Raw genomic sequence first — 18,725 nt, forward strand, 5'->3', positions numbered from 1 at the left:
TGGAGGTGGAAGTGCAGCAATGCATGGAGCTGACCAATACTAATCGGTCGAGGGCTTATCCAACAGTAAGACGCAGATTTGTTTCGGATTCAGTTTTCAGGCGATCAAGCCTGATATGTAATATTCCCTGATAGCTCAGTTGGTAGAGCACTCGACTGTTAATCGAGTTGTCACAGGTTCGAGTCCTGTTCGGGGAGCCATATGGAGAGGTGTCCGAGTTTGGCCGAAGGAGCACGATTGGAAATCGTGTAGGCGCCACAAGCGTCTCGAGGGTTCGAATCCCTCTCTCTCCGCCACAATTTTTTACAGGTATGGCCCGTTGGTCAAGGGGTTAAGACACCTCCCTTTCACGGAGGTAACATGGGTTCGAATCCCATACGGGTCACCATTTCTTCACTTGATTTCATCTAGTGAAATTGCTACAATAACAATTGTTCGTTTATGGAGGCTTAGCTCAGCTGGGAGAGCATCTGCCTTACAAGCAGAGGGTCGGGGGTTCGATCCCCTCAGCCTCCACCATTGTAATTTTTAAATGAATACTTTTCTTACTGACGCGGGGTGGAGCAGCCCGGTAGCTCGTCGGGCTCATAACCCGAAGGCCGCAGGTTCAAATCCTGCCCCCGCAACCAATTTGGAACCGTGGTGTAGTTGGCCTAACATGCCTGCCTGTCACGCAGGAGATCGCGGGTTCGAATCCCGTCGGTTCCGCCATCAATACCTTAACAAACTTATATGGCTCGGTAGCTCAGTCGGTAGAGCAAAGGACTGAAAATCCTTGTGTCGGGGGTTCGATTCCCTCCCGCGCCACCATTTTCTTTAACTGAATATGCCGGTGTAGCTCAATTGGTAGAGCAACTGACTTGTAATCAGTAGGTTGGGGGTTCAAGTCCTCTCGCCGGCACCATCTGTGGAGGCTTAGCGAAGTGGCCAAACGCATCAGACTGTAAATCTGCTCACGTACGTGTTCGGTGGTTCGAATCCATCAGCCTCCACCATCTTTAGGGGCATAGTTTAAAGGTAGAACAACGGTCTCCAAAACCGTTGGTGTGGGTTCAATTCCTGCTGCCCCTGCCAATGAAAATTTTAAAGCTTAATATGGCGACCGTGGCGAAGGGGTTAACGCACCGGATTGTGGTTCCGGCATTCGTGGGTTCGAGACCCATCGGTCGCCCCATTTCTTTAAAACAGGATTGGCAAATTGTTAGTAACAGCTTCATATGGCGACTGTGGCGAAGGGGTTAACGCACCGGATTGTGGTTCCGGCATTCGTGGGTTCGAGACCCATCAGTCGCCCCATTTTTTTCTAAAATGTTATTGGGGATTAGCCAAGCGGTAAGGCAACGGACTTTGACTCCGTCATGCATAGGTTCAAATCCTATATCCCCAGCCATTTTGCGGACGTGGCTCAGCGGTAGAGCATCGCCTTGCCAAGGCGAGGGTCGCGGGTTCGATTCCCGTCGTCCGCTCCATTTTGTGGCGCCATAGCCAAGTGGTAAGGCAAAGCTCTGCAAAAGCTTTATCCCCAGTTCGAGTCTGGGTGGCGCCTCCATTATTTTTTGAACTGATTGTTATCATTATCTATACGCCGGCGTGGCGGAATGGCAGACGCGCTCGACTCAAAATCGAGTGGGAAACCGTGGAGGTTCGAGTCCTCTCGCCGGTACCAACTACAACCTTTAGAAGTCCATTGATATTATATCAATGGACTTTTTTGTGTATTTATTAAGTGCAAAATCGAACTAAACAGCTGCCTCGCTGTGTATATACTATGACAGTTATTCAACAAGCCATATTTAGAAGCCGTTTTATAATCCTTTTTTCTCTTGCAGGTGGCCTGCTATCATACCCGATCCTCCTTCGGTTAGCAGCCCACAACCCTACCATTTATACTAAATTACAGCATATTAAAACATGATTCAATGCGTTAAAGTGTTGAAGTTATTTGTCATATCTAATTGCTGCGAATACATCAATGATCGGAGGTAGGCAATAATTTGAATTTTGGGTATCTTGTATGCTCGTCCGATTTTAAAGTGAGGGATTCGATTCGCTTGTAGCGGTGGGCCGAGCGCATAATAACAAGGCATTACTATGCTTTCATCTCCATAAGGTGAAGGATAAGTGTTATTTCAAGCTGCTGATGGTAAGTCAGCATCATAGCTTCAACGTTATGACGAAGCTCTCCCTCATCCGAGCGGGCTGCCCCCAATACCGTGACGTTGGCCGGGCAGAAGTATCATAATCCCCTTCTCTGGTTATGGCGATTCATCCGACCACAGGATGATTTTAGCCGGAGCAGTGGTCGCTCAAGCCCCGTTTTGGGACTGTCACAGTGCTTCCGCTTCGTCGCTTTTGGTTTTCATATGATGATTGCTTCCTGTTATATAAATGGGGATTAGGAGAGAAAAGGGCAACTGTTTCCTGAAATTTTCTCTAAATAGATTAAAATAGAGTGTGTGAAAACAAGAACTGGCCCTGTGTAGTAAGATACACAGAGCCAGTCCCTTTTTTATGCGTAGTGACTAAGATCTAAGCGACGAACTACCATGATCTAGGCAATCGTCATCTGCTGTTTGCACGCCGGTTCCATTTCATTTTGCGTACTTAATAATAACTGGCTCATAACGAGCAATTAAATGCTGATAACCTCCATCAGAATAGGCTTTAAATTGGGTTGGGAAATTCGTATATTGGCTAGCAACGCTCTCTAATTTGTCTGAGCTCGCTTTCTGCAAGTGATCCGAAGGCAGCGGCGAAGCCTTCTTACTTGGCTCGAAGCTGGCGCAGCACAAGCACACCAAAGTGCGTGCCTGTATACTTGTCTTTCATGTTAGAATGAATGTGAATCTTGTGTTTAAGTCCTTTATATCATGGACTTACTTCGCAGAACCAACAAATTGATTTCTAGCCGCACCTAGACCAACGATACCGAGTAGAGCAGAAGCGCCAACCAATATCAGGAGTGGAACGCTCCAACTATGACTGGCATCATGCAAGTATCCAATCAGCGCTGGGCCAATTGCTGCTAGTAGATATCCGATGGATTGGGCCATGCCCGATAATTCAGCCGCCTGATGGGCACTTTGGGTACGCAAGCCGAAAAACATCATGGACAAGCCAAAGGCAAAGCCCGCTCCAATTCCAAGAATAATAACCCAAAACAGAACCAGATGGATACTGCTATAGAGAAGTCCAAGTGTTCCGATCAAAAGTAGAATTGTTGTAATAACCACTAACAACCGTTGGTTAGACATGCGACCAGCCATAACTGGAACGATAAATGCAAAGGGGAGCGAAGCCATAATCAGAACCGAGAGAAACCAGCCGGATTGACTTGAACTGATGCCTTGATCTTTTAGTATTTCAGGCAGCCATGCCACCAGCACATAAAAAATGGCCGATTGTATTCCCATAAAAAGAGTCACCTGCCAAGCCAATGGAGAGCGCCATATATTGACCTGATGGTTGTTACCTGCGCTGTTGGCAACAGCGGCTGGTTTCGCTGGAGTCTTGAGTTGCGGTACCCAAAAGAGAATGGAGATAACGCTAAGTATCCCCCATACTCCCAAGGCACCTTGCCAGTTCAAGCCTGCCCCCACAGCTAAGGGAACACTAATACCGGAAGCAATCGCCCCGCATAGATTCATGGAAACAGAATAAACCCCTGTCATAGTACCCATTTGCTGCGGAAATTCCCGTTTAATCAGGCTAGGTAGTAATACATTACATATGGTAATAGCAAACCCCAGAACTGCGGTTCCAACATACAAGGTCACTGCTCCGGATAACGAGCGAACAGCAATACCGATGACCAAAAAAATAAGGGAAATCAGGATAATACGTTCTACACCATATTTGCGTCCTAATTTTGGTACAAAAGGTGATAACAATGCAAATGCAATTAGTGGAACTGTGGTAATCAGGCCTGCTAAGGTATTCGAAATATGCACGTTCTCTCGAATAAGACTGACTAATGGTCCCACCGATGTGAGGGGAGCACGCAAATTCGCTGCGATAAAAATAATTCCTACGATCATGAACCAGAGTGTCGCTTGCTTGCGAATGCCGGTACTGGATATTCCATCCTGTTTTTTTAACAATTGTTCTGGTGAACTCATAAGGGATTCTCCTACGTTTTAAGTTAATTAATCGTCAATTTCATCCATGTGGAGGAAGTACCCTTAAGAGGGAATGTATTGTACATCACCAAACTGTGGGTGATAAAACGACTGTAATGTCCAACAGCGGCAAGCAATGTTTCTGTTTTCCTTGTTCTTCATCTGCTCTCTTTATGGTTGCCAGACGGTGAGCAATCATCAAAGCTGTTCTTCTCGCTGAAAGCTCAGCAAGAGAATGCTGAATTGAAGTTTCCGTTTCGGTATCCAGTGCAGAGGTGGTCTCGTCCAGGATCAGGATTGGCGAATTCTTGAGGAACATCCGTAAATAGCCAGTCACTGTTTTTGTCCCCCCGGACAATCCACCCCACGTTCTCCGATCACTGTATCCATCCCTTCAGGTTGTGCATGGATAAAGGCCTCTAGTTAAGCCCGGTGAGCGGCTTCCCAGATGTCGTCATAAGCGATATTCTTACGGATGCTTCTGGAAAATAAATAGACATCCTGTTGGACAATCCCGATATTGCTCCAAGGCAGGAAAGGCTAATATCGATGATGTTCATTTCATCAATTCGTATGTTGCCTTGTGTAACTTCATAAAAGCGTGGCAGCATGTTGATAAGCTTCAAACCTGTTTTTCATGGGACTAGTCGTGCCGGTGCATTTGAATGCTTCATTTAGCACAGTGTTGCACGGGCCTTTTCAATGTATAAACGAACAGCCTCCTCGGCTTGGTGGCAATCCTGATTGGCAATGGCTTGATAAAGCAGGTCATGAGAGTCGAGATAAAAAGCCGCATTTTTGAAGTCCTTCGTTTCCAAAACCATGTTTTGCAGCGCCTCGGAAATATGATTGTACAAATTCGCCATCAATTGGTTATGTGAAGCAGCAATCACCATTTTGTGAAACACGACATCCCAGTGAGCATAAGCTTTGAGATCCTGCTGGCTGGCTGCTTGTCTGCACTGGTCCAAGCATGTCCGAATCGCCTCCAAATCTTCTTCGCCTCTCCTGAGCGTAGCCAGGGCAGCAGCCTCTCTTTCCAATGCATATCGGACCTCCAGGCTCTCAAGCTTATCGGTATGCTGAATCACTTTTTTAATCACTGACCCCAAAACACTTGAGGAGCAGACATAGGTCCCATCCCCTTGTCTGGTCTTCAGCAGACCCGCATACGTTAAAGCCCGAATAGCTTCCCTCAAGGTATTACGGCTGACTTGAAGCTGTTCCATTAGCTCGGGCTCTGGAGGAATACGCATCCCTACTTGCCATTCGCTATTTTCGATCTTCCCCTGGATCTGGTAGGCCACCTGTTCCACCAAGGTTAAACGTTGAGTTTGAGTTAACAACAGCATCACTCCTTTGCGAAACGTAGGATGTTTGGTATTTTGGTGTTATTATATCAGATTGACTTCGACTTGGAAAGATGAAATTGATAATGATTATCATCAAGTTTTTTCAGAGAATCCAATTGAAAGGTAGAAATAACTAGCTCATAACGAGTGATAACGTGGCTTCTGCCTCTTTGTCACCATTCTGCGCTAAATGGAGCAGAGTAGAAGTACTATTCATGTTTATCCTCCTTTTATCATCCAATTGCAAAATATCAGCGTTGTATGATAAAGCGGGAAGACTGCGACAAGCAAACGAGCCTTTACTTCTCCATAATGCTTTTAAGCTTCACCAGAACGTTTGATTTCATTTTGGAAACAGCTTGTCTGCTGGTTCCTAAAAGTTGAGCAATTTCCTTGTCTGTTTTATCTTCATAATACTTAAGGTACAAAAGTCTTTGTTCTTTTGATGTTAGATACGATATTTCAGAAATTTGAGAAAGAACAGGAACGTTTTGAGGCTCCGGTATGTTGTGGTGACGAACTAAAAAGTTGATATCGATCTCGAAAGTGACAGTATCCAAAGGAACAACATAAGCCGAATCACGCATCAGTTTCTCAAAATAATCTTTTTGAGCGTGCCGGAGACATGCTTTAACATAACTGCTGAATGCTCTTTCAAGTAAATCATTAACGTCAACTCCAGATGTCATAAGTTTCCATCTACTCTCTGTACCTAAATGGGAAACAGAGTCAAAAAAGGCAACCTTCCATCATGAAAAATGGAAGGCATACTACTTTTTTCGATACTTCTTAAAAAATATTTGATGAATTACTGAACAGTGAAAAGTTCCTTCAATTGCTTTCACAGTCAGGCGGATGTCCCGTTGCGCTTTCTCGTCTTCAACCAACTCCAGCGAATGGACCTATCCCTTTTTCAAATACCGGTTGAGCTTCGGCATGGGTTTGCTACAAAAGTGGTAGCTGAATCCGCCGATGGACTGCTTAAGCGCTCGGAAGGTGCATTCGATCTTGAACCGGGCGGTATACATTTCGATGACCCCGGTCGCCTCCAGGGTCAGATCGATGCTAGCTAGAATAGAGCATTGCCCGTTCAGCTTCACCAGCACAAACCGCAGTTCTTGGTATAATCTTTGGCCCCAAAGCAAATACAGACACAGGTAACTGACCGCTTCTTCTTTGTCTTATACGCTCACTGTAGCGTATTGAAGCGTGGCGGCGCGGCATTGAAACATCTCGGCCAGCACCACCTTTGTCCCCTTTTTCCGGGACGTGCCCAACAGAAGGCGGATGGCGCTGAAACAGTGTCCGAAGAAATACGCTCCATTGGCGGAATTCTCCAATTCCTGATGGAGCTTCTTGACTCCGGGCATTCGGTTGGCTTCCTTACCTTGTATGCAGCCGTCACCCATCAAGACCACCTTGCCGTTAGGGTACAACAAAGGCGCGTGAGCTCGCACGATCAAAAGCCAGACGGTGCGAAGGGCGTCTAGCGACCAGGCGGAGGAGCGAAAGAAATGAACCAAAGGTTCGTTGCACCGGAGCGAAACGGATAAATCCAGGATAATGGAGAGGAGACCCAACTGGTCGGAACGCAGCATGAGGCCGATGACAATGACAACGAACCAATGAAAAGCGCCTCCAGGATTGCTTCACACTGAACATAATTGATATTGATAATCAATATCAATTATGTTAATATAATTTTGTTCACAGGTGAACAAAAAAAGAAAAACAATCTATTGCTGGTACTGAACTTGGTCTGCAACTACTACAAGAGAGGGGAGATTGCGAAATTGGAGTTTCAAAATCATTTTAAAGGTCATCTTTACGAGCAATATATTAGAATGCTGCATCTGAATGAGCTGTACACTGAACAAGAATTTAACTCGTTTCGGCAACAGGCCAGAAAGTACCAGATTGAAATGCTCTCCAACAATATTACTAGTGTACACGTTATTGATTGCATTGGTGATTATGAACCGATAAATCATACCGGGATTGTGGAGAAGATGGGGTTGTCCAAAGCTGGCATTACTAAAATTAGTGCAAAGCTGCTGGAAATGGGCTTCATTATGAGAAGTCAACTGAACAACAATCGTAAGGAGATTTACTTTAGTTTAACGGATAAGGGAAGACACGTTTATCGTTTGCATAAAGAGCTGCACAAAGAAAAAGAAGAAAGGTTTTACCAATTCATTGAATCCTATTCAGAGGCTGAGCTGCAGACTATTGGAAAATTTATGAGTGATTTGGTGGCGCGTGCCGAAGAATACTCCGAAGGGAAGTTTACGATAAATGACGACATTAAAGATTGAGGAATTAAGATCCAAGATTGAAGGGAAAGAAATTTTAAAAGGGCTCACACTGGAGATTCATGGCGGAGAGATTCATGCGATTATGGGGCCTAATGGGACGGGAAAAAGTACGTTGGCTTCAGCTTTAATGGGCAATCCCAAATATGAGGTTACCGGCGGCAAGGTGACATTGGACAATGAAGACCTTCTGGAGATGGAGGTGGATGAGCGTGCCCAGGCAGGCTTGTTCCTCGCTATGCAATACCCAAGTGAAATTGCCGGCGTGACCAACTCGGACTTTCTCAGAAGTGCCATCAATGCACGGCGTGAAGAAGGCGATGAGATATCCTTAATCCGTTTTATCCGTGAAATGGAGAGCAAAATGAAGGGGCTGGAGATGAACCCGGAATTTGCGCATCGTTATTTGAATGAGGGATTCTCCGGCGGTGAAAAAAAGCGGAATGAGATTTTGCAAATGATGCTACTTGAACCCAAGTTTGTGATCCTGGATGAAGTGGATTCCGGGCTTGATATTGATGCACTGCGTATTGTGGCCAATGGCGTAAATGAGATGCGCAGCCCGGATAGAGGCTTTTTAATCATCACCCATTATCAACGACTGTTGAATTATATTACCCCGGATTTTGTGCATGTCATGATGCAAGGCCGGATAGTTAAATCTGGCGGTCCGGAGCTTGCCCACCGTTTGGAGGCTGAAGGGTACGATTGGGTGAAGGAGGAGCTTGGGATTACGGATGAGACGGTAGGCGAGGAAGTTTGAAAGCTGAAGAGGAGGAAAAGCAAGTGGGTATACAAGCAAAAATTTTAATGAATGCGAACGCTTTATGCGCTTGGTCAAGTGCTAAGGATGAACCTCGCTGGCTGATTGAACGCCGCGTTCACGCACTCGAACTGGCAGAGACGCTGGAGTTGCCTAAAGTAGAGAAAATCAAGCTTGAAAAATGGGATATCTACGAAAGTGGAGATTACAAAGCTGAGAATGCATGGTCAGGTTTGGAAGCTGTGCCGGAGGTTGTTCGAGGTTTGGTTGCTTCTCCAGTGAAAGGCGGACTAATCGTTCAGTTCAATTCGGATGTAGTGTATACGAAATTGTCCGAGAGCTTAGCCGCCCAGGGAGTAATTTTAACGGACCTGCATACTGCGGCAAAAGAGCATGAGGAGTTGGTTCAACGTTATCTCTTTCAGGCAGTGAAGCCGGAAGAGCACAGATTGTCTGCTGTGCACAGTGCCTTATGGAGTGGTGGCGTTTTTCTATATGTCCCAGATGGTATAGAGGTTGAAGTTCCCATTCAAGCGATCTTTTATAGCGATACGAGCGGGGCGCTTTTTGCTCCTCACATCTTGATTGTGACTGGTAACAACAGCAAGATCAGCTATGTGGATCATTGTATATCGAGCAGAGATGATATCAAGGTTTTGCATAATGGTGTGGTAGAGGTGTTTGCAGGGGCAGGCTCCAAGGTGCAGGTCGCTTCTGTTCATCAGCTTGCTGCAGCAACAACGGACTTCACCCAGCGGCGTGCGATTGTGCTTGCGGATGGCGGTGTAGAATGGATTGTCGGCGAGATGAATAATGGCTATACCGCCAGTGATACCAAGACATTACTCCAGGGCAACGGGTCCATCTCTGACGCTAAGGTGATTGCGATAGGCTCTGGGGACCAGAAATTGAGTTATACTACGCAAGCCCAGCATTTTGGCAGAAGCTCGGTGAGCCAAATGATCACACGCGCAGTAATGCGTGAAGAAGCTACGGCCATTATCAACGGGATTACAAAAATTGAAAAAGGTGCAACCAATTGTGATGGTCAGCAAACAGAACGTGTACTGATGTTAAGTCCAAATGCGCGCGGTGATGCCAATCCGATCCTGCTGATAGATGAGGATGATGTAACCGCCGGTCATGCTGCATCCGTGGGGCAAGTAAATGCGGAACAAATCTATTATCTGATGTCGCGCGGGATCTCACGGAGTGAAGCCGAATATCTTGTTATTTTCGGATTCCTCGCTCCTGTCATTTCGGAGATCCCGCTGGAGGGAGTGCGTAGCCGCCTGCAGGATGTAGTGGAGAAAAAACTTGGCAGATCATAGGGAATCAGAGCCAATCAAAGTGAGTCTTATGAAGGTTAAAAGGAGTGATAACAATGGCTAAAAAAGCGCCGGATATGGGCGAATATAAATATGGGTTTCGCGACGAGCACCAGTCTATTTTTCAATCTGGAAAAGGTCTGACTGAAGAGATTGTCCGAGAAATTTCCCGGATCAAGGAAGAGCCGGAGTGGATGCTCGATTTTCGGCTGAAAGCTTTGAAGCAATTCTACAAAATGCCGATGCCTGGGTGGGGAGCGGATTTGTCCGGACTAAATCTTGATAACATCCAATATTACGTTCGCCCTTCCGAAAAGCAGGGAAAGACCTGGGAGGAGGTTCCCTCCGAGATTAAAGCAACCTTTGACAAGCTAGGGATTCCTGAAGCGGAGCAAAAGTTTCTGGCAGGCGTATCCGCTCAATACGAGTCGGAAGTAGTCTATCACAGTATGCGGAAGGAACTGGAGGATCAGGGCGTTGTTTTCCTTGATACGGATACTGCTTTAAAGCAATATCCTGAAGTGTTCAAGCAACATTTTGGAACGATCATCCCTCCCGCCGATAATAAATTTGCGGCGCTTAACAGTGCGGTTTGGTCAGGCGGCAGCTTTGTATACATTCCGAGGGGCGTTCAATGTGAGGTTCCTATACAAGGGTATTTCCGTATTAATTCTGAAAATATGGGCCAATTCGAGCGGACATTAATTATTGCCGAAGAGGGTAGCTTTGTCCATTATGTTGAAGGATGTACAGCACCTATTTATAGTACCAGTTCTCTGCATAGCGGAGTTATTGAAATTATTTGCCGGAAAGATTCCCGTGTCCGATACACGACAATCCAGAATTGGGCTCCTAATATCTACAACTTGGTAACCCAAAGAGCTGTGGCAGAGGAAAATGCCACAATGGAATGGGTGGACGGAAACATCGGCTCCAAGGTAACCATGAAGTATCCGGCTGTAATATTGAAAGGAAGGGGAGCCAAGGGGTCCATCCTGTCTATTGCCGTAGCCGGTAAAGGTCAGCATCAAGATGCCGGCGCGAAAGTAATTCACCTTGCTCCCGAGACAACATCTACGATTATATCCAAATCCATCAGCAAGCAGGGCGGCAAAGTAAACTACCGGGGATTGTCAAGCTTCAGCCGCGATTCCGCAGGATCCAAGTCCAATATTAAGTGTGATACGTTGATTTTGGACAACCTGTCAACATCAGATACGATTCCGTACAATGAAATTAAAAACGATCAGATTACTTTGGAGCACGAGGCAACAGTATCCAAAGTGTCCGAGGAACAATTGTTTTACTTAATGAGCCGCGGGCTTACAGAACAAGATGCCACACAAATGATTGTAATGGGCTTTATTGAGCCGTTTACCAAAGAATTGCCGATGGAATATGCCGTTGAAATGAATCGGCTGATTCAATTTGAAATGGAAGGAAGCATCGGTTGATTCAATAATTTAATAGATCAAACCTTTATCACTCTTTAAAGAAGTACGAGGTGTTAGTAATGAAGAAAAATAATTCGGACAATTCAGAACTAGCTCAAATTACCCGAGAGATACGGAAACTTCAGTTCTACTTCAATATGCTGTCAGGATTGAGCGCAAGTTGTGGTGTGATGATACCTTTAGACTCTATTTATACGCTTATAAGGGAACTTTCGGATCAAGAGGCCATTCTTAGGCAAAAAGCAAAGGATCACTCAGACATCTAGGGTGAAAAAAGGCATGAATTGACTGTTGGTAAAACAATGAGAGGAGCTGGCATAATGGAGGAGAATGGAATTTTATTCGATGAAGTATCGGAAGTGCTTCTCAAACTACGTCCTTTCTTACTGCGTGACGGTGGAGATGCTGAATTAGTTGAAGTTGAGAACGGTATAGCCAAATTAAGATTTTTGGGAGCTTGCAATGGTTGCCCAAGTGCTACGATTACGTTAAAGGCTGCTATTGAGCGCGCAATTCTTGAGGAAATCGATGATATTAAAGAAGTTGTACAAGTATTCTAAATTCCTTTTAACAGAAACATAGAAGGTAACAGGAATCAAAAAGTACGAATGATTTTAGGAACTTCTGCTCATGTCGCAATAGCATGTGCGACTCAAAATCGAGTGGGAAACCGTGGAGGTTCGAGTCCTCTCGCCGGTACCAACTACAACCTTTAGAAGTCCATTGATATAATATCAATGGGCTTTTTTGTGTATTTATTAAGTGTAAAATCGAACTAAACAGCTGCCTCGCTGTGTATATACTATGACAGTATTTCAACAAGCCATATTTCGGAGGAGGGGTGAGATGAAAACACAAATAACAGAAGAGAAATTAACCGAGCTATTCAATGAGCATTCCGCTTATGTATACCGCACAGCTTTATTGTTAACCCGCTCTGAGGCGCTGGCTGATGATATTACTCAGGAGACCTTTATTAAAGTAATGAATAAATACGATTTGTATGATGAAGGGCGGCCCTTTCGTCCTTGGATAAACCGGATCGCGGTGAACATTACGCGCAATATGCTGCGTAAGCAAACATGGCTCAAGCTGTTTGGCCAGCATATGCCGGAGGCGGTTGATACAGTAGGGGAACAGGGATTTGTTCCGGATAGCAGCCAAGAGGTCTGGCAGCATGTCGCCATGCTGTCATTAAAATGCCGGGAGGTTATCGTGCTGCATTATTATCAGGATTTATCCTTGGAGGAGGCGGCGCAGGTTTTGGGTATCCCGCTCGGGACATGCAAGTCAAGGCTGAATTCCGCGTTAAGCAAACTCAGGGTCGTGATGAAACAGGATAGCGATAATGCACTTTTTCAAGGAGGCAAACTATATGAAAGATAATGTGCAAACCCGGATTTCACATGCGCTGAAGGATTCGGTGGAAAATAAAAATACCTCTGTGAGTGCGGCACAAATTTGGCATGAATCAAGGGGCAAGCGGACAATAGGCAAGCGGAGGATGGCGATAGTTGCGATGGCTGTGGTGCTATTCCTGGGCATTGTGCCTGCAGTTGGTTACTCCTATGTGAAAAACTATCTGGATTGGGGAAGTCAGGACTTCACGGTTCGAACCCCGGAGGACAACATCGTTCCAGATGTGATGGGAGAGGAGACGGATTGGGAATCGCCAGTGGATATCTATAAGCAGATCTTTAAGGAGAAAGACAAATTAACGGCTGTCGAGGTACAGAAGCTTGCGTATTATCCGCTGAGGTCGCTTGATCAGCTTGAAGGCTGGCACAAGACGGAAAGCGCAGGATTTGTAAAATATCACCATTCTTATGCAGACAACTCTGGCAAGGACGAGGTTGTGACGCCGCTCGGACCAGCCTTTGTGGAAATTTTCGAAAATGACAGCCAGCAACACATCGTTGTGGTGCAGGGTACGGATTATAATGATCTAACGGACAAGCCGCGCATGAAGTCGGATCACATGTCTTATTCTTATCCGGCCAGCTGGAAGTTTGTTGAAGGGTTTGGAGAGGATATTGCCTTGATCAGAGCGCACAATTCCGGGTGGAAAGAGATGCATCTTTATCACGAAGAAAAAAATAAGACAGTGACAATTTTCGAATTCCACGGGATGGAGGAGCAATTGCTGATTGATTTGGCCCACCGTTACTTGTCACTGGCGGAATAGCAAGCTATTGTGTCATTTAAAGCGGCATTTAAATGGTGATAGGAAAAGGGCGGAAAAGGGCGGCGAAGGGGTGCGCTAGGCTAGAGAAACGAAAGCAGTAGCTTTTAAAATCAGAATTTTGACCAGTGTAATACTATCTCCTGATCTGCGTATATACACTCCAGCTATTTACAAAGTGGCCGATGGAGAATATAAGGGCAGGGACAACAAAGAGATATGAGTGCAGCCAATATGCCAGAAGGATAAAATACAGCATTGGGAAGAGGGCCATTGGTATTGGGATAGGACCTAGGGGTTTAAACAATAATGAAAACTCTCGGCCGCCCCCAAAAAAGCGAATCCAGCATAGGTAGTAAATTATGAGGCAGATCCCCATTAGAAGTGTTATATAGTCTATAGGTTGCTCTGCAATCTTTCGCCCATAGAGGATAGGCAGAACAAAACAAGTGATTTGGCCAATCCGTTCGAATACTGTAAAGAGAATAGAGGTAGAGGTTAATTTAGGAATAGATCGTGGGGCAAAGCGTAATAAAAGAATGTTTGGCAACAAAATCAGAAGCGATATCAGAAACCCCTTATAGTGTAACCCCATCTGCAAGCTCCGTTCTACTTATCCTTTAGAAATAAAATATCCCAGTGCATGAAAAAGGTCAATTAGATTATGTACGCTGTTGATCCATGATAATTTCAGTAAGGTTGTTAATACCAAAAAGTACTCCGGTAACCTTAAGCGGCTTCTGGAGTACTCTTTGTTTGTTTACAGGTGTTCTTAAGCTATGGCTGGTCCAGAAATGGGACAAGTTAAGGAAGCTTGTTGCCCGCTGCACGATAAATCTCGTACCATTCCTGACGGGTCAGTGTGATATCCGACGCTTTGGCAATATCAAGCAGACGCTGGGTATTGGTCGTGCCCACGATCGGCTGCATGTTGGCCGGATGTCTGAGCAGCCAGGCAATCGCGATGGCGGTGTCGGCAACTTCTTTTTCAGCGGCCAGGCGGCCAATGACTTCATTCAATTCAGGGAACTTCTCATTGCCCAGGAATACGCCTTCAAAGAAGCCGTATTGGAACGGTGACCAAGGCTGGATGGTCATATCATGCAGGCGGCTGTACTCCAGAATGCCTCCATCATGTACAACTGAACCGGAGTTGGTCATGTTGACGTTGAAGCCGGCATCAATCATGCCTGAGACCATAATGCTAAGCTGCAGCTGGTTGAAGAGCAGCGGCTGTTTGACATTTTTTTTGAGCAGCTCGATTTGCAGCGGGTTGAGGTTGCTGACACCGAAGTGCTTAACCATGCCTTTTTGCTCCAGGAGATCAAAGGCTTCAGCCACTTCCTCCGGCTCCATCAGCGTGTCGGGGCGGTGCAGCAGGAGCACGTCTACATAATCGGTCTTCAGGCGCTTCAGACTGTTCTCCACCGACTGGACAATATGCTCCTTGGAGAAGTCGAAAAATCCTTGGCGGATTCCGCATTTCGTCTGGATCATCAGCTGATCGCGCATGCCCGGGCTGGCGGCCAGTACGTCGCCAAATACTTCTTCAGCTTTACCGGCGGCATAAATATCCGCATGGTCAAAAAAGTCTATTCCGGCCTCCAGGGCACTGTGAATATGCACGTCCGCTTCTTGTGGAGACAGATCGGCAATGCGCATGCAGCCTAAAGAAATCTGGGCGACCTCAAGCTGGCTGTTGCCTGCTTTAATTTTTTTTACCATTGTTTGCTCACTCCTCAAATGTAAGGTTCCTAGTAAAGTGTAGACCTTAGAGTTAACTGTAAGTCAATAGATTTTTAAAGCGCTTTTAATAGAACCCGAATGGTGTTACTTTAGAGATGGAACCAAAGCCAAAGGCGGAAGGGAGCTGTTATCATGGGATACAGCATAAAAACCATATCACAAAAAAGCGGTCTGAGCCAATATACGTTACGTTATTACGAAAGAGAGGGCGTACTGCCCGTGGTTGCCAGGGATGAGAACGGAAACCGTTGTTTTCATGATGAGGATCTGGAGCTGATTTCGTTAATCTGCTGCCTGAAGGATACCGGGATGCCGATCGCCGATATCAAACAGTTTATCTCGCTCTCCAAGGAAGGACATAGCTCACTATCCGAGCAGCGGAAATTGCTGCAGGCTCATAAGCTGCATATTGATGAGAAGATTAAGTTTTTCCAGACCTTTGCGCAAAAGGTAGATCATAAAATTGCTTATTTTGCCTCGCTTGAGGAGGAGGCTAAGGCGGATTGCAAGTAATCTTACAGAGGTAGTCAGCGTCAGCGATGGCTGCGTATTAAGGGATGAGGAGATGTACCCATTCGGGTAGGGGATCGGCATCTAAAGTTCAACCTATAGAGATTGATCCATAGCCACTATCCGTTAGTTACGGATAGTGGCTTGTTTGCTTGCTGCGGCTATCCACATGGATACCCGCCCATCCGCAGCAGTGCATTTCATCAGGAGAAGCGCTGGCGGTATTGCCGCGGAGAGATCCCTTCCAGCTTCATGAAGCTGGAGCTGAAATAGGGAGCCTGGTTGAAGCCGACTTCTTCAGCAATCCGCGCGATGGGGAAGCTGGTCTGCATCAGCAGCAGCTTGCTCTGTTCAATGCGGTAGCGGAGCAGGTATTCCATTGGAGAGCAGCCGTACTCCCTGTTCATACAGCGGGCAATATAGACCGGATGAAAATTCAGGCTGTCTCCCAGCATGCCCGTCGTGATCTCCTCGCGGTAATGGGCACGCAGATAAGAGGCGGCTTGCTCGGCACAAGCGGTGGTTAACGAGACGGTCTGCTCCCGGTGCATGGAGGCGGAGAGCTGCTGCAGAACCTCCTGGAACAGAATCTGCTGCTTGAAGCGGACTGAATCCAGGTGGGCATTGACCTTCAGCTGCTCCAGCTGGGCCAGCAGCTCTTCCATCCTGGCGGGCTGGAGCAGTGTCATGTACTGCGATAACCACAAGTTGAAGGTGCGGACATCAAACAGGGCGGAATGAGAGCACTCATCAACCGTGTCCTCTGCCTTTAACGAGGCCGAAGGAACGGTAACCGGACTCCAGGTGCCGGAGGTCTGGAAGTGGAGCCAATAGTAGGAGGTGTCTTTCCGGCAGCCTTCGGTTCCAAAGTGATGGCAGTCCGGGCGGAGAATCAGCGCTTCTCCTGCCCGGACCTCGTATCTGCGGTCCTCTTCGCCGACATATAGGCAGCCCTCCCTGACGAATAGCAGATCAAACACCTGAATATGCTGGCGGTTCATATGGATATATCCCGGCAGGAAATAGGCAAGACCGCTGATGATGTAATGAGGTACGGGTGGACCGGTAAATTGAAGCAGGCTCATTAAGGACCCCCTTGATGTAGGTTTGAAAAATGAAAGTTTAGGTTTGGAATTTGCTACATTTCCCAGAGTATATCACCTATAATTTACTTCTAGCAAGGTGATCTATAAGCTTGTTGCAGCTGAAAGTTATGAGTGCAACCGGTGAGGGGAGAGTTGAATTAGTGAAATCTGGAAGTGGAAGAGTTGGGCTGTGGATGCTGGCCTGGCCGATTTTTATAGAGATTTTTCTACAGACGCTGCTTGGCACGGTGGATACGATCATGGTCAGCCGGATCTCCGATGATGCGGTTGCGGTAGTTGGAATTTCAAACCAGCTGTTTGGTGCGCTGACCACACTCTTCACAACCTTTGCAGGCGGGGCGGGCATTCTGATTGCCCAGCGTATCGGCTCGGGACGCCATGAGGATGCGCGCAAGATAGCGATCATGGGAGTTACGGCCAGCAGTGTGCTGGGGTTCGCGGTCAGCATCCTCCTGTTCCTGTTCTCGGACCCGATTGCGCGTGCACTTCATATCTCCGGCGGTCTGATTCCACTCGCACATGTCTATCTTACTTATGTCGGCGGAGGACTGTTTCTCGTCGGAATGACCGCTTCGCTCGGCTCGGCGATCCGCAATACCGGCAATACACGCGGGCCGATGTATACAGGAGTGGCCGTCAATGTGATCCACATTATTCTGAATTATATCCTGATCTTCGGAATGTTCGGGCTGCCCGAGATGGGGCTCGGCGGAATTGCCGTATCCAACGTAGTCAGCAGACTGCTTGGTGTCGTGGTGCTGCTGTATATGTTCAGCGGTGCTTTTGAACGCACAATCAGGCTGCGGGATTTCCGCACCTTTAGCAAGAAATTGTTCGGGGAGATTGTTAGAATCAGCTGGCCGCTGGGTCTGAACTCCTCTTCATGGGTGTTGTCACAGCTGGCGATCTATTCATTCCTGGCCTTGCTTGGGGCCAAAGAGCTGGCGGCCCGTACCTATCTGAATACGCTGGAATCCTTCTGTTTCACGCTGGGATATGCCATAGCCATGGCGGGGCAAATTCAGATTGCCCACCTCTTTGGCGCCCGGCAGATGAAGGAGGCATACCGTGGGGCGTACCGCACGCTTTATATCGGGCTTGCCATTGTAAGTGCCAATGTGCTGCTGCTGTTTCTCTTCGGCAGAACACTGCTGGGCTTCTTCACTGCTGACCAGGAGATAGTCTCGATTGGCGTATCACTGCTTGCCTTGAATCTGATTCTGCAGCCCTGCAAAATGCTCAATATGGCCATGGGTAACTGCCTCAATGCCATAGGAGACACCCGTTATACCATGGTAGTCTCCATCATCTCCATGTCGCTGATCGGAGTAGGCGGCTCTTACCTGTTTGGGATCAGCGCCGGATGGGGGCTGGTGGGCATTTATTGCTGCATGATTGCCGATGAAGCGGCAAGAGGGCTGCTGGTGCTGCGGCGCTGGCGGGGACAGAAGGTGCTGCGTGAGGCTGAAACACAAGCCGCCGGGGGACAGCCGGTACGCAGCGGGAAGCGAAGCAAGGTTCTTTTTAAGATGGAGGGATAAAAGGTTCAAGCTGCTGAAGACGCGATTCCCCCGGTTCTATCTTCAATCCGAAGAGGAGCCGGGGGTTATTTGTGTGCTCACAAAGCTGCCGGAAAGGTCCAAATTCTCACAATTCTGCACAAAAGTCTGAAATGTACACTGCACGGTTAGCAACATAATGCAGGAATACCCTCAAGCTGCACTGTTCGCCGGAAGGGGGGGCTCCTATACTTGGGTCATACATTGGACGGAGCCGCTAAACGCAGCTGGAGTGTCCAAGCGGAGGCGGGAAATCGGGCGCCGCTGCAACTTATATATAGGTATAGGAGAGTGA

15 protein-coding genes, 16 tRNA genes and 1 pseudogene are annotated in these 18,725 nt (G+C 47.0%); 25 read left to right on the forward strand and 7 right to left on the reverse strand.

Features of this window, described 5'->3' with window-relative positions; all coding sequences use genetic code 11:
• Window positions 1–124 precede the first annotated feature (124 nt).
• The 16 genes from ACAN56_RS20725 to ACAN56_RS20800 all read left to right on the forward strand — a co-directional run bounded on the left by ACAN56_RS20725 (window position 125) and on the right by ACAN56_RS20800 (window position 1,666).
• Window positions 125–200 (forward strand) — tRNA-Asn (locus ACAN56_RS20725).
• A gap of 3 nt (window positions 201–203) precedes the next feature.
• Window positions 204–296, forward strand: a tRNA-Ser gene (locus ACAN56_RS20730).
• Window positions 297–313: 17 nt separating this feature from the next.
• Window positions 314–388, forward strand: a tRNA-Glu gene (locus tag ACAN56_RS20735).
• 55 nt (window positions 389–443) lie between these two features.
• Window positions 444–519: transfer RNA gene (locus ACAN56_RS20740), tRNA-Val, on the forward strand.
• Window positions 520–552: 33 nt separating this feature from the next.
• Window positions 553–629: transfer RNA gene (locus ACAN56_RS20745), tRNA-Met, on the forward strand.
• Window positions 630–633: 4 nt separating this feature from the next.
• A tRNA-Asp gene (locus ACAN56_RS20750) sits at window positions 634–711 on the forward strand.
• A 23-nt stretch (window positions 712–734) separates the two neighbouring features.
• Window positions 735–810 (forward strand) — tRNA-Phe (locus ACAN56_RS20755).
• Between the two features lie 18 nt (window positions 811–828).
• Window positions 829–904 (forward strand) — tRNA-Thr (locus ACAN56_RS20760).
• 5 nt (window positions 905–909) lie between these two features.
• Window positions 910–995 (forward strand) — tRNA-Tyr (locus tag ACAN56_RS20765).
• Between the two features lie 5 nt (window positions 996–1,000).
• Window positions 1,001–1,074 (forward strand) — tRNA-Trp (locus ACAN56_RS20770).
• A gap of 24 nt (window positions 1,075–1,098) precedes the next feature.
• A tRNA-His gene (locus ACAN56_RS20775) sits at window positions 1,099–1,174 on the forward strand.
• A gap of 46 nt (window positions 1,175–1,220) precedes the next feature.
• Window positions 1,221–1,296: transfer RNA gene (locus tag ACAN56_RS20780), tRNA-His, on the forward strand.
• Between the two features lie 19 nt (window positions 1,297–1,315).
• Window positions 1,316–1,390 (forward strand) — tRNA-Gln (locus ACAN56_RS20785).
• Between the two features lie 4 nt (window positions 1,391–1,394).
• Window positions 1,395–1,469, forward strand: a tRNA-Gly gene (locus tag ACAN56_RS20790).
• A gap of 6 nt (window positions 1,470–1,475) precedes the next feature.
• Window positions 1,476–1,549 (forward strand) — tRNA-Cys (locus tag ACAN56_RS20795).
• 35 nt (window positions 1,550–1,584) lie between these two features.
• A tRNA-Leu gene (locus ACAN56_RS20800) sits at window positions 1,585–1,666 on the forward strand.
• Between the two features lie 1,210 nt (window positions 1,667–2,876).
• On the opposite strand, the gene ACAN56_RS20805 is transcribed toward ACAN56_RS20800, so the two are convergent.
• From ACAN56_RS20805 to ACAN56_RS20825, 5 genes and pseudogenes are all read right to left on the reverse strand, one after another.
• Window positions 2,877–4,118: a CynX/NimT family MFS transporter gene (locus tag ACAN56_RS20805; protein WP_038596519.1), complete on the reverse strand. Its 1,242-nt coding sequence runs from the start codon at window positions 4,116–4,118 to the stop codon at window positions 2,877–2,879.
• A 23-nt stretch (window positions 4,119–4,141) separates the two neighbouring features.
• Window positions 4,142–4,738 (reverse strand): annotated as a pseudogene (locus ACAN56_RS20810) (ATP-binding cassette domain-containing protein); the annotation flags it as partial.
• A gap of 54 nt (window positions 4,739–4,792) precedes the next feature.
• Window positions 4,793–5,464, reverse strand: a complete 672-nt coding sequence (locus ACAN56_RS20815) for a FadR/GntR family transcriptional regulator (protein WP_379145531.1) — start codon at window positions 5,462–5,464, stop codon at window positions 4,793–4,795.
• Between the two features lie 305 nt (window positions 5,465–5,769).
• The gene (locus ACAN56_RS20820) at window positions 5,770–6,159 is read right to left on the reverse strand and encodes a sigma factor-like helix-turn-helix DNA-binding protein (RefSeq protein WP_379145534.1); all 390 of its coding nucleotides are present in this window, start codon (window positions 6,157–6,159) and stop codon (window positions 5,770–5,772) included.
• A gap of 492 nt (window positions 6,160–6,651) precedes the next feature.
• Window positions 6,652–6,840: a hypothetical protein gene (locus tag ACAN56_RS20825; RefSeq protein WP_038596509.1), complete on the reverse strand. Its 189-nt coding sequence runs from the start codon at window positions 6,838–6,840 to the stop codon at window positions 6,652–6,654.
• 423 nt (window positions 6,841–7,263) lie between these two features.
• On the opposite strand from ACAN56_RS20825, the gene ACAN56_RS20830 reads away from it, so the two are divergent.
• The 7 genes from ACAN56_RS20830 to ACAN56_RS20860 all read left to right on the forward strand — a co-directional run bounded on the left by ACAN56_RS20830 (window position 7,264) and on the right by ACAN56_RS20860 (window position 13,512).
• Window positions 7,264–7,785: a MarR family transcriptional regulator gene (locus ACAN56_RS20830; protein ID WP_038600788.1), complete on the forward strand. Its 522-nt coding sequence runs from the start codon at window positions 7,264–7,266 to the stop codon at window positions 7,783–7,785.
• Window positions 7,766–8,545 carry a Fe-S cluster assembly ATPase SufC gene (sufC, locus tag ACAN56_RS20835; protein WP_038596507.1) on the forward strand — a complete coding sequence of 260 codons (780 nt, stop codon included), beginning with the start codon at window positions 7,766–7,768 and terminating at the stop codon, window positions 8,543–8,545. Before ACAN56_RS20830 ends, sufC begins: the two co-directional genes overlap by 20 nt.
• Window positions 8,546–8,568: 23 nt before the next feature.
• Window positions 8,569–9,876 carry a Fe-S cluster assembly protein SufD gene (gene sufD / locus ACAN56_RS20840; RefSeq protein ID WP_379145539.1) on the forward strand — a complete coding sequence of 436 codons (1,308 nt, stop codon included), beginning with the start codon at window positions 8,569–8,571 and terminating at the stop codon, window positions 9,874–9,876.
• 53 nt (window positions 9,877–9,929) lie between these two features.
• A complete protein-coding gene (gene sufB, locus ACAN56_RS20845; protein ID WP_038596505.1) occupies window positions 9,930–11,327 on the forward strand; it encodes a Fe-S cluster assembly protein SufB in 1,398 nt (465 codons plus the stop codon).
• 320 nt (window positions 11,328–11,647) lie between these two features.
• Complete coding sequence (locus ACAN56_RS20850) at window positions 11,648–11,887, forward strand: NifU family protein (protein ID WP_038596501.1); 240 nt, start codon at window positions 11,648–11,650, stop codon at window positions 11,885–11,887.
• Window positions 11,888–12,173: 286 nt separating this feature from the next.
• Entirely contained in the window at window positions 12,174–12,713 is a 540-nt protein-coding gene (locus tag ACAN56_RS20855; protein ID WP_379145544.1) for an RNA polymerase sigma factor, read from the forward strand.
• Window positions 12,703–13,512: a hypothetical protein gene (locus ACAN56_RS20860; protein WP_379145546.1), complete on the forward strand. Its 810-nt coding sequence runs from the start codon at window positions 12,703–12,705 to the stop codon at window positions 13,510–13,512. The genes ACAN56_RS20855 and ACAN56_RS20860 overlap by 11 nt, the downstream gene beginning before the upstream one ends.
• Before the next feature lie 801 nt (window positions 13,513–14,313).
• On the opposite strand, the gene ACAN56_RS20865 is transcribed toward ACAN56_RS20860, so the two are convergent.
• The gene (locus ACAN56_RS20865) at window positions 14,314–15,234 is read right to left on the reverse strand and encodes an aldo/keto reductase (protein ID WP_038596474.1); all 921 of its coding nucleotides are present in this window, start codon (window positions 15,232–15,234) and stop codon (window positions 14,314–14,316) included.
• Window positions 15,235–15,387: 153 nt separating this feature from the next.
• On the opposite strand from ACAN56_RS20865, the gene ACAN56_RS20870 reads away from it, so the two are divergent.
• Complete coding sequence (locus tag ACAN56_RS20870; protein ID WP_038596472.1) at window positions 15,388–15,768, forward strand: MerR family transcriptional regulator; 381 nt, start codon at window positions 15,388–15,390, stop codon at window positions 15,766–15,768.
• A 200-nt stretch (window positions 15,769–15,968) separates the two neighbouring features.
• On the opposite strand, the gene ACAN56_RS20875 is transcribed toward ACAN56_RS20870, so the two are convergent.
• A complete protein-coding gene (locus ACAN56_RS20875) occupies window positions 15,969–16,850 on the reverse strand; it encodes an AraC family transcriptional regulator (RefSeq protein WP_379145550.1) in 882 nt (293 codons plus the stop codon).
• Window positions 16,851–16,978: 128 nt separating this feature from the next.
• Between ACAN56_RS20875 and ACAN56_RS20880 the strand changes: the two genes are divergently transcribed.
• Window positions 16,979–18,412, forward strand: coding sequence for an MATE family efflux transporter (locus ACAN56_RS20880; protein WP_379145698.1), 1,434 nt, complete (start codon window positions 16,979–16,981; stop codon window positions 18,410–18,412).
• Window positions 18,413–18,725: the final 313 nt, after the last annotated feature.

Source organism: Paenibacillus paludis (assembly GCF_042610515.1).
Taxonomy (GTDB): Bacteria; Bacillota; Bacilli; order Paenibacillales; family Paenibacillaceae; genus Paenibacillus_AQ.

What these genes read in the sequence shown, in the direction of transcription:
- ACAN56_RS20805 (WP_038596519.1), bottom strand. Translation starts at nt 4,118, where the DNA reads ATGAGTTCACCAGAACAATTGTTAAAAAAACAGGATGGAATATCCAGT.
- ACAN56_RS20820 (WP_379145534.1), bottom strand. Translation starts at nt 6,159, where the DNA reads ATGACATCTGGAGTTGACGTTAATGATTTACTTGAAAGAGCATTCAGC.
- ACAN56_RS20825 (WP_038596509.1), bottom strand. Translation starts at nt 6,840, where the DNA reads ATGCCCGGAGTCAAGAAGCTCCATCAGGAATTGGAGAATTCCGCCAAT.
- sufC (WP_038596507.1), top strand. Translation starts at nt 7,766, where the DNA reads ATGACGACATTAAAGATTGAGGAATTAAGATCCAAGATTGAAGGGAAA.
- sufB (WP_038596505.1), top strand. Translation starts at nt 9,930, where the DNA reads ATGGCTAAAAAAGCGCCGGATATGGGCGAATATAAATATGGGTTTCGC.
- ACAN56_RS20850 (WP_038596501.1), top strand. Translation starts at nt 11,648, where the DNA reads ATGGAGGAGAATGGAATTTTATTCGATGAAGTATCGGAAGTGCTTCTC.
- ACAN56_RS20855 (WP_379145544.1), top strand. Translation starts at nt 12,174, where the DNA reads ATGAAAACACAAATAACAGAAGAGAAATTAACCGAGCTATTCAATGAG.
- ACAN56_RS20860 (WP_379145546.1), top strand. Translation starts at nt 12,703, where the DNA reads ATGAAAGATAATGTGCAAACCCGGATTTCACATGCGCTGAAGGATTCG.
- ACAN56_RS20865 (WP_038596474.1), bottom strand. Translation starts at nt 15,234, where the DNA reads ATGGTAAAAAAAATTAAAGCAGGCAACAGCCAGCTTGAGGTCGCCCAG.
- ACAN56_RS20870 (WP_038596472.1), top strand. Translation starts at nt 15,388, where the DNA reads ATGGGATACAGCATAAAAACCATATCACAAAAAAGCGGTCTGAGCCAA.
- ACAN56_RS20875 (WP_379145550.1), bottom strand. Translation starts at nt 16,850, where the DNA reads ATGAGCCTGCTTCAATTTACCGGTCCACCCGTACCTCATTACATCATC.
- ACAN56_RS20880 (WP_379145698.1), top strand. Translation starts at nt 16,979, where the DNA reads ATGAGTGCAACCGGTGAGGGGAGAGTTGAATTAGTGAAATCTGGAAGT.